Genomic DNA, 13,553 nt, shown 5'->3' with positions numbered 1-13,553 from the left:
CATCCCCGCTCGCGGTGCCGGGGCCGTTGCGTCAGCGCCCGAACAGCGCCAACAGCCCGTCGCCCAGCGCGCCGCGCCAAGCGAAATGATCGTGCCCGGCGGCATAGTCGCGGTAGACGACGTCGTAGCCCTTGGCCTCCAACACGTCCCGCAGGTGGCGGGAGCTTTCGAGGATGCCGATCTCGCCGTCGCTGCCGCTCTCGAACAGGCCGGCGCTGAGGAAAAAACGCACCGGACGACGATCGCGCGACGCCACCAGACCGGCCACGTGTTCCGGGCGGTCCGGCGGCGCGTCGGCCGGATGCCACCAGAAGGAGCCGGACAGGGAAAGCGCGTTTCCGAACCGATCCGGGTGGGCCAGCGCGGCAGACACCGCCGCCAGCCCGCCATAGCTGGACCCGGCCAGAACCGTGCGGTCGGGCCGGGGCCGGACGCCCATGCGATCGCTCAACCAGGGAAGAAGCTCGTCGGCGAGCATCGCGGCGAAGGCGGGATTGGCCGGCAACTCGCGCTCCCGCGCCTCGGTGGTGGGGTTGGCGATGAAGACGGCGACGATCGGCGGCAGGCGGCCATCGCCTGTCAATCGGTCGAGCATCGTTGGAACCGGCGCGCGACGGTCGAGATAGTCCGGACCGTCGAACAGCAACAGCAGGACCGTATCCTTTCCTGCCGGGTCGACGCCGGGCGGTGCATAGACCGCGACATCGCGCGTGTTGCCGAGGATGCGGCTGGCGAACCGTTCGCCGATGAGGCGTCCCGCCGGCTCGGTCCAGCCGCCCTCCAAACCAGGCTGGGGCGGGGCGCCGGGCAGTTCCACCAGGGAAACCTGATTGTAGGGATCGGGCGCGTCCATCGGCCAGGGACGGCGGTTCAGCGGATCGGCCTGAAGCTGCGCCAGGATCGCCATCCGGCATTCGCGGCAGGTTCCGCGGAAGTCCGGCACGTCCGGCGCGATCTGATAGGACAGGCGGGTGGAGGCGGGGACGACGAAGCTCTTGAACCAGACGTCGCTGCTGCCGAGCCGTTCGAGGGTCTCGTGGCGTGAGGTCGGGCCGCCCAGCAGGCGCACGTTGTGGCGCGCGCCCCGCGCCAGGAAGGTCAACGTGACCCGGTCCGATCCCGGCGGGCCCATCGACGGTTCCACCAACGGCGTGCCGCGCCGGGCGATGTCCCGCCAGAAGGCGTCGGTCCCGCCGCCACGCTTCACCGTTTCCGCCAGGGCGGCGATGGTCGGGCTGAGATGCCCCTGAAGGACAGGGTGCTGGTCCGCCACGGCGATGCGGCGGGTCAGCGCCAGTCGATATCTTCCGGTTCCGCGCAGCGTGACGTGCAGCGCCGCCATGCCGGGCTTGGCGACGAAACGGAAGACCTCCCGCCCCGCCGTTCCGTTCAGGAGCAGCCGGACGGGGTGCCCTTCCTGGTCGATCAGCCGCAACTCCGCCACGTCCGTTCCCGAATCGAGCACGCCTTCCACATAGTCGCCGTCGTCGAGGTCCAAGGAATGGACGGCGCTGGGCTCCGTGCCGGACACGGGAACGTCGAGAACCAACGGGGAGCCGTCCGGCACCCCCGCGCAGGCGTTCAGAACCATGATCACCATTCCCATGATCATCAGGCGCTTCATGCGCCTTTCCTTTCTCATCCGCCCACCGCGGCGCGGACCGGTTCCACATCAGCCGTCGCCGCTCCGATCACCCGGTCGAGCAGGGGGCCAACGATCCGCAGGGACGCCGGGGCGATGATGTCCTCGTGCGAGCAGTGGGACAGGCGGTGGACGGAGAGGCGTCCGGTCCGGCCCGCCCAGCTTCCCTCGGGGTCGATGTCCGGGGGGATCGACTTCTCCGCGACGAACAGCGTCAATTCACCGTCGTAAACGGGGGTTCGGGCCTTCGAGAGAACCCGGACGGCGTCCTTGTAGTTGCCGAAGATGTGGCCGAACATCTCCACCTTCTCCCGCCGCAGAGCCTCGTCCATCACGTCGGCCAGGGCGTCGTTAAGGAACTGTTCCTGCTCCCGCTCGGCCGCCTGATCGGCGTCGGTGCGGCCGAGTCCGCTCCAGTCGTGCGCCTCCGCCGGATAGGTGTCGAGCAGGCCGAGGAAATCCACCCGCTCCCCCATCCGCCGCAGCCGCACCGCCAGGCCGTAGGCGACCGTGCCGCCCAGAGAATAGCCCAGCAGATGGTAGGGGCCCTGCGGCTGCACCTCGCGCAGGATGGCGAGCTGGCGGTCGCACAGCTCGTCGAGGTCGGCGCTGAGCGCCAGCGGGCCGTTGGGGCGCGGCGATTGCAACCCGACGATGGGTCGGTCCCCGCTTAGGTAACGCGACAGGACGCTGTATTGCCAGGACAGGCCAGACCCTGGATAGAGGCAGATCAGTGGCGGGCCCGACCCGTCGCGCAGGCGGATCACCGGCGCGAAACCGAGATTCTCCGGCTCGTCCCGCTCGCCCGTTTCGGCCAACAGGGCGGCCAGCCGGGCGACGGTGGGGGCGACCATGATCTGGCTGACCGCCACCGGCTGGCCCAGGTCGCGGCGGATGCGCGCGGCCAGCCGCATCGCCAGAAGGGAATGGCCGCCGATGGCGAAGAAATCGTCGTCCGCACCGATCCGCTCCATGTCCAGCAGTTCAGCGAAGAGGACCGCCAGACGGCTTTCCAGCCCCGGCGCCGGGGCGCGGCCCGACGAGGCCGCCTGGGCGCCTACCGCGGGCAGGGGCAGGGCCTTGCGATCGAGCTTGCCGTTCGGCGACAGGGGCAAGGCGGCCAGCGTCACATAGGCGGCGGGCAGCATGTGCGGCGGCAGCGTGTCCCGCAGAGCGGCGCGGATGGCGGCCTCGCCCAGAGCGTGGCCCGCCGCCGGGACGAGATGAGCGATGAGCTGGCGCTGGTCCATGCCCGGCTCGGAGCGGCCTCCGCCCAGCGCCACAGCGGTCACCACCGCTTGGGCCACGCCGGGCAGGGCGGCCAGCGCGCTTTCGATCTCGCCCAGCTCGATGCGCTGGCCGCGGATCTTCACCTGATGGTCGGTGCGGCCCAGATACTCGACCGAGCCGTCCGGCAGCCAGCGGGCGAGGTCGCCGGTGCGGTACATGCGCCGCCCCTGATCGAAGGGATCGGCGACGAAGCGCGACGCGGTCAGGCCGGGGCGCTCGAGATAGCCGATGGCGAGCTGGTCGCCGCACAGATACAGCTCCCCCACCGCGCCCGGCGGGACAGGGCGCAGGGCGTGGTCGAGGATGCGGAGCTGCGTGTTCCATACCGGCCGGCCGATGGGAACGCCGCCGTCCCCCTTGATCCAGGCGCCGGAGGCCGGGCAATAGGTGACGTCCACCGCCGCCTCGGTCGGGCCGTAGAGGTTGTGCAACTCCGCGCCGAAGCGGTCGGCGAAGGCGCGCGACAGGCCCCGCCCCAGCGCCTCGCCGCTGCAGAAGACGCGGGTCAGGCTGGCGCAGACCGGAGCATCGGGACTGTGGCTTTCGATCACGCTGTCCGTGAACAGGGCCAGCATCGACGGCACGAAATGGATCGTGGTGATGCGGTGATCCTCGATCAGCCGGACCAGCGCCGCCGGGTCGCGGTGGGCCTCGGGCGGCGCCATGACCAGCCGAGCCCCGACCAGGAAGGACCAGAAGAATTCCCACACCGACACGTCGAAGCCGCAGGGCGTCTTTTGCAGGATCGCGTCGTCCGGCCCCAGGGGATACGCGTTCTGCATCCACAGGATGCGGTTGACGATGGCGCCGTGCGACACCGCCACGCCTTTGGGCCGTCCGGTGGTGCCGCTGGTGTAAATGACGTAGGCCGGGTGCTCCGGCATCAGCCCGTCAGAAAGGACAGGTGTTTCATCCCCCGCCTCGCCGTCCTTATCGACGAACAGCACCGGCACCGCGTCGCCGAACAGCGTGCGCGAGGCCGTGTCGGTCATCAGGACGCGCGGGCGGGCGTCGGACAGCATGAAGGCCAGCCGCTCCACGGGATAGCCGAGGTCGAGCGGCAGATAGGCCGCTCCCGCCTCGATGACCGCCAGGATCGACAGGCTGAGGGACGCGGAGCGCGGCACGCCCACCGCCACCACGTCGCCGGGGCGCACCCCCAGGGCGCGCAGCCGCCCGGCCAGAGCGGTCACCCGCCCTCGAACTTTGCGGAAGGACAGGCTTTCCCGCTCGTCGACCAGCGCGACGGCGTCCGGTGTGCGCGCCGCCTGCTCGGCCAGCCGATCGCGCAGCGTGGTCCGAGGGACTTCCCATGCCGTGGCGTTCACCACGGCGAGGTGCCGCCGTTCCCCCTCCGTCAGCGTCGGCAGGGCGGCCACGGGCGTCTCGGGATGGCGGACCAGCGTGGTCAGCAAGCCGCGGACCCGCTCGGCCAGTCCCTGTGTGTCGGGCACCGCGCCGCGATTCTCCACCAGCAGGGTCAGTTCCCGGCCCGGCAGGACCAGCAAGGCCAACGGGTAATGGCTGTAGCCGCGGTTGTGGACGCCGGAGACGCGGACGCCGCCGAGGTCGAGGGACTCGCAACCGCTGTCCGGATAGTTCTCCACGACGAGCAGCGTGTCGAACAAAGCGGCGCCGCCCGCCATCGCCTGAAGCTCCGACAGGCCCAGACCGTCATGTTCCATCAGGGCGATGTGGCGCTCCTGGATGGCGGGAAGCTGCGCCCACAGCGGTCGCGCCGGGTCCAGCGCCACCCGCACCGGCAGGGTGTTCAGGAACAGGCCGACCTGCTGCTCGACGCCCGGAACGGCGGCGGAGCGTCCGGAGACCGGCGTGCCGAACAGCACGTCGTCGCGCCCCGCCAGATTGCTCAGCACAAGCCCCCACACCGCCTGCATCAGCGCGTTCAGGGTCAGCCCCTCCGCCCGCAGCCGGGAAAGGAGGGCATCGGTCAGTTCCGCCGGCAAGGCCAGTTCCGACTCCTCCATCGGCGCGTCGCCACCGGACCGGGCCGGGTCGAACAGGACGGTCGGGGTGGCCCCGGCCAGCGCCGCGCCCCAGGCGGCCCGGCTCGCGGACAGGTCACGGGCCAGCAGGCCGTGAACCACCGCCGGATAGCCGACGGCCAGGGGCGTCAGCGCGTCGGGACCCTGCGCATAGGCCGTCAGCAGGTCGCGCAGCAGCAGCGGCGTGGACCAGCCGTCGACCACCAGATGATGCACGGCGATCAGCAGCCGATGACGGTCGGGCACGGTGCGGACGAGAATGGCTTTCACCAGACCCAGGAAGCGGTCGGTCGGGTTGGCGCGCTCCGCCGCCGCGGCCTCGATGCGGGCCAGCTCCGCGGTGCGGGTTTCTGGGGTCATGCCCGACAGGTCGTGCCGCTCGAAGGGCCACAGCCCGGCGCCGCCGTCCGGCAGGGCGGGGATGACCAGCAGCGGTTCGCCGCGCCCGTCATGGTCGAACAGTCCGGCAAGCTGCGGGTGGCGGCGCAGCACCGCGTTGAAGGCCCGCTCCAGCCGCTCCGCGTCCAGCGGCCCGTCGAGGTCGAGCGCGGTGAAGGCGTTGTAGGCGCTGGCCTTCCCGCCCAACTGGCTCTGGAACAGCATGCCCTTCTGCAGGGGCAGCAGCGGCACCGCCGCGGCGACCGGGCCATGACGGGCCTCCAGCGCTGCCGTATCGACGGAGGGGGACGCTGTCGCGGCCCGGCTTTCCGGAACCAGCGCCTTCAGCGCCAGCGCCATGCGCCGCGGGTCACGCCCGGCGAAGACGTCGCGCGGGCGCAGCTCGAATCCGTGGGCGCGCAGCGCGCTGCCCAACGCGATGGCGCTGATGCTGTCGCCGCCGAGCGCGAAGAAATCGGCGTCGGCGCCCACGGCCGGCAAGTGCAGAACCGTTGCCATGGCGCGGCAGAGCAGCGCCTCCATCGGGGTGGCGGGGGCCGCGCCGCCGCTCTCCGCTGCCGGGGCGGGCAGCCGGGCGCGGTCCACCTTGCCGTTGACGGTCAGCGGGAAGGCGTCCAGCACCACCAGCGCCGAGGGCACCATGTAGTCGGGCAGCCGCTCGCGCAGCCCGTGCAGCAGGTCGCGGGAGGTCCGGCCCGCTCCATCGGCCAGGGTGCAATAGGCGACCAGCCGGTGGCTGCCGTTCACCGCCTCCGCCACCACCAGCGCGCCGGACACGCCGGGCAGGCGGTGCAGGGCGGCCTCGACCTCCGGGATCTCGATGCGGTAGCCGCGGACCTTGATCTGGTGGTCGGCGCGCCCGATGAAGTCGATCTGCCCGTCGTCGGTCCAGCGCACCAGATCGCCGGTGCGGTAGAGCCGCCCGCCGGACCCGAAGGGATCGGCGACGAAGCGCTGGGCGGTCAGTCCCGGCCGGCCCACATAGCCCGCCGCCAGACCGGCGCCGCCGATGCACAGCTCCCCCACGGCGCCCACCGGCACCGGGCGCAGCCGGGTGTCCAGCACATGGACCCGCACATTGCCGACCGGACGCCCGACCACCGGCCGCTCCGCCACCGTCACGGCGGCGCGCAGCGTGTCCACCGTGTTCTCGGTCGGGCCGTAGAGATTGACCGCCATCAGATCGGCATGGCCACGGAGGTCCGTCCACAGGGCGGGGGAGGCCGCCTCGCCGCCGATCAGGATCAGCGTCGGGTGATGGTGCCCCGGCTCCATCAGGCCGCAGGCCAGCATCTGCGCGCAGAAGGAGGGCGGCAGGTCCATGGCGTCGATGCGCCGGCTCCGCACCTCCTGCACCAGCGCGTGGGCGTCGCGCCGCATCTCCTCGTCGAAGACGTGAAGCTCCTGCCCCAGCAGCATCAAGAAGATTTGCAGCCACGAAGAGTCGAAGGCGAAGGAATGGGTGTGTGCGGCCCTGAGGACGCGCGACCCGTGGCGCCGCCGGACGGCCTCCAGCGCCGGTCCGTAGACCGTCGCCGTATGGGACAGCAACAGGTTCAGAAGCGCGCCGTGGGTGTTCATCACCCCCTTCGGGCGCCCGGTGGAGCCGGAGGTAAAAATGATGGTCGCGACATGACCGGGCGTCAGGGGCGCCTTGCGCTCCGCCGCCGCGACGGGACCACCGGGCAGTGCCGCGCAGGCGGCCAGCAGGTCGGCGTCGTCCAGGCACAGCGTCTCCAGACCGGAGGGCAGCCGCCCGGCCACCGAGGCCCAGGTCAGCGCGCAGCGTGGCCCGGCGTCCTCGCACATCATCGCCAGCCGCTCGGTGGGGTAGTCGAGGTCCAGCGGCAGATGGGTGGCGCCGCTCGCCAGAACCGCCAGCATGGCGATTACCGCGTCGGCGGAGCGTGGAACCGCCACCGCCACCACGTCGCCGGGACCGACGCCGCGCGCGATCAACAGCCGCGCCAGCCGCGACACCGCGCCCGACAGCTCCGCGAAGGTGATGCGGGTGTCGCCGAACACCAGCGCCGTGGCCTCCGGCGTCTCGGCGGACTGGCGGTCCAGGACCTCCACCAGGTTCGCCGGGCGCTCCGGGGCGACGAAGACCGGACCGGCGGACCATACGGCGATGGCCGCCTCCTCGTCGGCGTCCATCACCGGCAGCCCGTCCAGCGGAGTGCCGGCCACCGCGGCGTCGAGCAGCCGGATCAGGCGCCGGGCATGGCGGGCCAGTTCAGCGGCGTCGTAGCGGGTGCGGTCGGCGCGCAGCTCCAACGCGATGCCGCCGCCGCGGGTCATCAGGCCGAACTCGAAGTCGTCCACCGGACCCGTCGCCAGATGGTGGGTGATCGCCTCCACACCGGCGAAGTCCAGGTCGTAATCGAACAGGCGGTAATTGACCACCGGGCCGTAGAGCGCCTTTCCCGACCCGACCTGTCCCAGGTCGCGGGGAATGCGCTCCGCGTCGTAGCGCTGGTGCCGGCGCGCCTCCCGCAGCGCGGTCCGCACCCGCCCGGCGGCCTCGGCCAACGTGCCGGCCCCGGTCAGGTCGATGCGCACCGGCAGCACGTTGACCACCGGCGCCATGGCATGGACGGCGGCGGAGCCCATGCGCCGCATGAAGGGCACGCCCACCACTGGGCGGGGATCGCCGGACAGCCGGTGCAGATAGACGGCGATGCCGGCCATCGCCAGATCGGCGACCGACACGCCGCAAGCCTCCGCCAGCGTGCCAAGCGCGCGGGCCAGGGGGGCGGGGAGAGCGGCGTCGTGGGCCACCACCTCCGACGTGGCCTGCTGCTCGGTCGGCTTGGCCCCCTGGACCGAGAGGGTCAGCGGCGCCGGAAAGTCTCCGCATAGACCGCTCCAATAGGCGCGGTCGCGGATCAGCGCGTCGGAGGCGAGATAGGCCGCTTCCTCCTCCGCCACCGCGGCGACGGAGACGAAGGGGCAGGGGGCCTGCGCCCGTCCTCGCACGGATGCGCCGTACAAATCCGCGATGCGGCGGGTCAGCGCGTTGAAGCTGTATCCGTCCAGCATGATGTGGTGGTAGCGCTGGTACCAGATCCAGCGCGGCGCCCCGTCCGCCCCGGTGACGTCGAACAGGATCTGGCGGCACAGCGGGCGGTCACCATCGGCGGGCAGGTCGCCGTCCAGATCGTCGGCCATGACGGCGCGCGCCGCCCCCTCCGGGTCGGTGGCAGCGCTCAGGTCCATCCGCTCCGGTTCCGCCGCCGCATTGCCGCCGCCGAGAATCTGGACGACGTGGCCGTCCTGCTCGGCGAAGCGCGCGGTCACCGTGTCGGCCTCCGCCAGCCCGTCGCGGATGGCCCGCGACAGGCGCGCGGCGTCGATGGCGCCGTTCAGCTCGATGGCGTGGGCGATGACGTAGGCGTTCTTCCGGGCCGCGACCTGATCCGCCAGCCAGATGCCCAGTTGCGTGCCCAGCAGGGGGATGATGCGCATGGCCCTGTCCTCATGAATGCTCTGAAAAAGCCGTCAGGCGGCGGCGGGGGTGAGATCGGTCCAGGCGGCCTCGATGTGGTCCAGGCAGGCGGCACGCCCGGCGGGGCCGAAGACCGCGGTCCAACCCTCCGGCACCGCGGCGAAGCACGGCCACAGGCTGAACTGGCCGGCATCGTTTGCCAGCGCCAGGAAGTCGTGTCGCTCGTCGTCGAAGGGGTTCACATACTGGTCGTTGGTCATCGGATAGGTTCCTGAGATGAAAAGGCTAGCGCCCAAGCGTCGCCCCGCCGTCCACCAGCAGGTCGGCGAGCGTGATGTGGCCGGCAGCGGGGGAGGCGAGGAAGACGACCGTCTCCGCCACGTCGCGCGGCGTGGCGAGCTTGCCGAGCGGGATGCCGAGCTTGTGCTGGCCGGGATTGCCCTGGATGGTCTGCGCCGCCCCGTCCGGCCCGTTCCACAGCGCGCGCTGCATCGGCGTGTCGGTGGAGCCGGGGGAAACGACGTTGCAGCGCACGCCGTAGGGCGCCAGCTCCAGACCCACCGTCATGGTCAGGCTGGTCAACGCGGCCTTCGACGCGCCATAAGCGGCCATGCCGATCCGCGGCACATGGGCGGCGTTGGACGACACGCTGACGATGGCGCCGCCGTTCCCGCCGCTTTTGAAGGCCGGGATCACCGCCCGCATCATGTGGAAGGGACCGGCCACGTTGACGGCGAAGCTGTCGCTCCAGTCGGCGTCGGTCGTTGCCTCCACCGGTCCCATGCGCAGGATGCCGGCGACGTTGGCCAGCGCGTCGATCCGCGTGCCCTCGGCAAACAACGCCTCGCAGGTTCCGGCGACCGCGCCGGCGTCGGCGATGTCCAGCGTCACGGCGCGGTAGGGCCGCTCCCCGCTGTCGTGCCAGTGGCGGTCGAAGGCGACGACGATGGCGCCGCGGGCGTGGAACAGGTCGGCCACGGCCCGCCCGATCCCTTGCCCCGCGCCGGTCACCCAGGCGGTCCGGCCCGCAAAGTCCGTCATGCCGCCACGCGCCCGGAAGCGGCCAGCCGGGGCTCGATCAGCGCCCACCAGCCGTTGATGCTCGGCTGCGCGGCCAGCTCGGCGAAGCCGACCTCCACCCCCGCGGCCTTCCAGCGGTCCACCACCTGCATCACCGCGATGGAATCCAGGCCGAAATCCATCAGATTGTCGTCGTCCCCCGGTGCCTCGTCGAGCGAGGCCAACAGGATGCGCCGCAGCCCCTCCTTGCTCAGCACCGCCGCGGGGGCGGCCAGCAGGCTGTCGGAATGGATCGTCCGCCCGGCGTTGCGCGCGACGTAGCGCAGCGCCATCATGTGATCCTCGCGCGAGAAGTCGGCGATGGCGTCGGCGATCAGGAAGGGCTTGATGCCGCGCATGAAGGCGTCCAGCGCCGTCTGCATCACACCGATGTGCGCGTAGATCCCGCAGATCAGGAGCTGGTCGCGCCCCGCCTCCGTCATCATTTCGGCCAGCGGAGCGCGGAAGAAGGCGCTGTAGCGCCATTTGGTCAGCACCCGGTCGTCGGCGTCCGGAGCCAGCGGGGCGACGATGCCCGCGAGGTCCGGCTTGGCCGTCAGGCCCGGCCCCCACATATCATTCAGCAGGCCGCGGTCGGCGTCGGACTGCACCGGCGGCTGGGCCGTGTAGACGACCGGCACGCCCAGCGCCTTCAGGTGGCGCTTCAGGCCGGCGATGCGGTCGATGCAGCTGACGATGGCCGGGTTCGCCGCGCCGTAGAAGCCGACGAAATAGTCCTGCATGTCGTGGATCAGCAGGACCGCGCGGGTGGGGTCGACATTCCAGGACACCTTGTCCTGCGGCAGGTCCGCCGCGGTGGGCAGGGCATAGGGGGCGATGGATCGGATGGTCATGATGCGGTCGTTTCCATGAGGGCGTTGTCTTTGCGCGCCCGCTCGCGCAGGGTCTGCTTGTCGACTTTGCCGACGGCGGTTTTGGGCAGGTCCGGGACGAAGACGAAGCGGTCGGGCAGCTTGAAGTCGGCCAGCCCCTGGACGCGCAGGAAGCGGCGCAGTTCCGAAGGCTTGGTCGCGGGTGGGGCGATCACGAAGGCGCAGGCCCGCTCGCCCATCAGCGCGTCGGGCATGGCGACGATGGCGGCGTGGCTCACCGCGGGGTGGGCGGCCAGCAGGTCCTCGACCTCCTGGGCGTCGATCTTCTCGCCGCCGCGGTTGATCTGGTCCTTGTTGCGCCCGCAGACGACGAGGTTGCCGCCCGGTGCCAGGCTGACCAGATCGCCGCTGCAATAGAAGCCCTCGGCATCGAAGACGCGGGCGTTGTGAGCCTCGGCCTTGTAGTAGCCGCGGAAGGTGTAGGGGCCGCGGGTCCACAGCTCCCCCACCGCACCGGGCGGGACCGGGTGGCCGGCGGCGTCGAGGATGCGGATCTCGTCGTCGGGGCTCATCGGGCGGCCCTGGGTGTTGACCACCGTCCAGGGATCGTCGTCGAGCCGCGTGTAGTTCACCAGCCCTTCCGCCATCCCGAAGACCTGCTGGAGACGGCAGCCCAGCCGCTCCGGCACCCGCTCGGCGATGGCGGGGCTGAGCTTGGCGCCGCCCACTTGGACCACCTCCAGGCTCGACAGGTCCTCGGCACCGCCGGCGGCCTCCAGCCAGACCGACAGCATCGGCGGGACCAGGGCCGCCCAGGTGACGCGGTGGCGCGCGATCAGTGGGAAGCAGGTGGCCGGACCGGGGTCGCCCGCCATCACCACCGTTCCGCCGGCCTGGAACACGCCGAGCGCGCCGGGCGAGCTGAGCGTGAAGTTGTGCGGCGCCGGCAGGGCGCAGAGGAAGCGGCAGGACCCGTCCAGCCCGCAGATCTCGACGCTGCGGCGGACGCTGTAGAGATAGTCGTCGTGGGTGCGCGGGATCAGCTTCGGCGTGCCGGTGCTGCCGCCGGACAGTTGGAAGAAGGCGACACCGGACGGGTCGGCGACGGGGGACGGCCCGGCGTCTTCCGCCAGCGCATCGCCGTTGGCCCAGGCGAAGCCATCGATCCCGTCGTCGGACGGAGCGCCGAGCAGGAGCAGCCGCTCCGCCCCGACCGTCTGGGCCATCAGGTCGGCCAGGGGCGTCGCCGTCGCCTCCAGAACCGCCAGCGTCGGCTCGATCTGGCGCGCGTAGGCGGTCAGCTCATGGACGCCGTGGCTGTTCAGCGCGTTGACCGGCACCACCCCGCAGCGCAGCAGGGCGAAGAAGACCAAGTAGAATTCCGCGCGGTTGGGCAGCCGCACCAGCGCGGTGTCGCCGGGCCGTAGGCCACGGGCGCGGAAGGCGGCGGCCAGACGGAGCGACAGGCTCTGCACATCCGCGTAGCGGAACCGGCGTTCCCCGCAGAGGATCGCGGTGGCCTCCGCCGCAGCACCCTGGTGGCGGTCGACCACGTCGGTCAGCGGGTCGCCGGTCCAGTAGCCCTTGGCGCGGTAACGCTCCGCGAACGCGGCGGGCCAGGGGGTGAAGGGAATGGTCACGACGCCAGCTCCACCGGACGGTCGGTGTTGGAGGGCCGGGCGGACGCGACGCCGAACAGGTTCAGCATGGTGGTCAGCTTGGCCGCCGTTTCCTCCCACTCCGCCGCCGGGTCGGAATCCGCGACGACGCCGGCCCCGGCGTAGAGGCGCAGGTGCCGGCCCTGGACCAGCCCGCAGCGGATGGACAGCGCCCATTCGCCGTTGCCGCGGCTGTCCATCCAGCCGACCATGCCGCCGTACCAGTTGCGGGCGTAGCCCTCCAGCCGGTCGATGGCGTCGCGGGCGAGGTCGGTTGGCGTGCCGCAGATCGCCGGCGTCGGGTGCAACGCGTGGGCGAGCCGCAGCGACGACACCACGGGATCGGCCAATTCACCGGTCAGTTCGGTGGACAGATGCAGCATGGTCGGGGTGCGGATCACGCTGGGCGCGTTCGGTACGGACAACGGGCTGCAATGGCCGGCAAGCGCCGCGCGCACCGCGTCGACGACGTATCGGTGCTCCGTCCGGTCCTTCGTGGAGGCGAGCAGGGTGGCGGTGCGCTGGCGCTCCACCTCGGCGGATGGGCTGCGCGGGGCGGAGCCGGCCAGCGGGTTGCTGACCACGGTCCGCCCGGTCTTGCGGATCAGCAGCTCCGGGCTCGCCCCCACCAGGGTCTGTCCGTAGGCGACCGGGGCCGCGAAGACGTAGGCTCCGGGATTCTGCCGCAGCAGGGCGCGCAGCAGGCGCCCCGGCGCGAAGGCCTCGCGCGCTTCCACGTCGAGCGGGCGCGACAGAACGACCTTTTTCAAAGCGGTGTCGCGGAACAGGTCGATGGCCTGGGCCACCGCCGCTTCGAAGGCGCTGCGTCCCACGGTTTCTTCGATGGCGTTCAGCGCGACGGGGTCGGGGTCGGCGGCCATGCGGCCGGCGTCCTCGTGGTCGCAGTGCTGGGGGATGAACAGGCGGGCGTGCTGGCGTCCATCGAAGGGGACGGCGCCGACCAGAATGGGATTCTCGACACCCTGGGCCTTGCGGCGGCGGAAGGCGCGGTCCAGCGCCTCCTCCCACCGGCCATCGGCGAAGCGGCGGTCGTCGAGGGCGACGTCCAGCCGCTCATCCACGCCGTAGGCTTTCAGGACGCGGCCGCGCGAGGCGAAGGCGAAATCCGGGTCGGAACGGCCGCCGAGCGGCCGTTCCCCGGCGGGCAGGGGTAGAACGTCCATGGAAACACGAGCCTCCACTGTCCATCCGCCAGCG

At 71.5% G+C, this 13,553-nt stretch carries 7 protein-coding genes; all 7 read right to left on the bottom strand.

Translation table 11 applies throughout. The annotated features are described in order from the left end of the window. Positions 1 to 31 precede the first annotated feature (31 nt). From AC1DVI_RS09285 to AC1DVI_RS09255, 7 genes are read right to left on the bottom strand one after another with little or no spacing between them, the layout of a single operon-like run. Positions 32 to 1,624 (bottom strand): alpha/beta hydrolase-fold protein, encoded by a 1,593-nt coding sequence (locus AC1DVI_RS09285; protein ID WP_476957710.1) that lies wholly within the window; start codon positions 1,622 to 1,624, stop codon positions 32 to 34. 14 nt (positions 1,625 to 1,638) lie between these two features. Next, a complete protein-coding gene (locus tag AC1DVI_RS09280; RefSeq protein WP_476957709.1) occupies positions 1,639 to 8,805 on the bottom strand; it encodes an amino acid adenylation domain-containing protein in 7,167 nt (2,388 codons plus the stop codon). A gap of 33 nt (positions 8,806 to 8,838) precedes the next feature. Continuing rightward, positions 8,839 to 9,045, bottom strand: a complete 207-nt coding sequence (locus AC1DVI_RS09275; RefSeq protein WP_109071752.1) for an MbtH family protein — start codon at positions 9,043 to 9,045, stop codon at positions 8,839 to 8,841. A 25-nt stretch (positions 9,046 to 9,070) separates the two neighbouring features. After that, the gene (dhbA, locus tag AC1DVI_RS09270; RefSeq protein ID WP_476957708.1) at positions 9,071 to 9,826 is read right to left on the bottom strand and encodes a 2,3-dihydro-2,3-dihydroxybenzoate dehydrogenase; all 756 of its coding nucleotides are present in this window, start codon (positions 9,824 to 9,826) and stop codon (positions 9,071 to 9,073) included. Then, complete coding sequence (locus tag AC1DVI_RS09265) at positions 9,823 to 10,698, bottom strand: isochorismatase family protein (protein WP_476957707.1); 876 nt, start codon at positions 10,696 to 10,698, stop codon at positions 9,823 to 9,825. Before AC1DVI_RS09265 ends, dhbA begins: the two co-directional genes overlap by 4 nt. After that, positions 10,695 to 12,317 (bottom strand): (2,3-dihydroxybenzoyl)adenylate synthase, encoded by a 1,623-nt coding sequence (locus AC1DVI_RS09260; protein WP_476957706.1) that lies wholly within the window; start codon positions 12,315 to 12,317, stop codon positions 10,695 to 10,697. Before AC1DVI_RS09260 ends, AC1DVI_RS09265 begins: the two co-directional genes overlap by 4 nt. Then, the gene (locus tag AC1DVI_RS09255) at positions 12,314 to 13,519 is read right to left on the bottom strand and encodes an isochorismate synthase (RefSeq protein ID WP_476957705.1); all 1,206 of its coding nucleotides are present in this window, start codon (positions 13,517 to 13,519) and stop codon (positions 12,314 to 12,316) included. Before AC1DVI_RS09255 ends, AC1DVI_RS09260 begins: the two co-directional genes overlap by 4 nt. Positions 13,520 to 13,553: the final 34 nt, after the last annotated feature.

This window comes from Azospirillum sp. P4_B5, from assembly GCF_056402275.1.
This window is presented reverse-complemented; position numbering and strand designations above follow the sequence as displayed.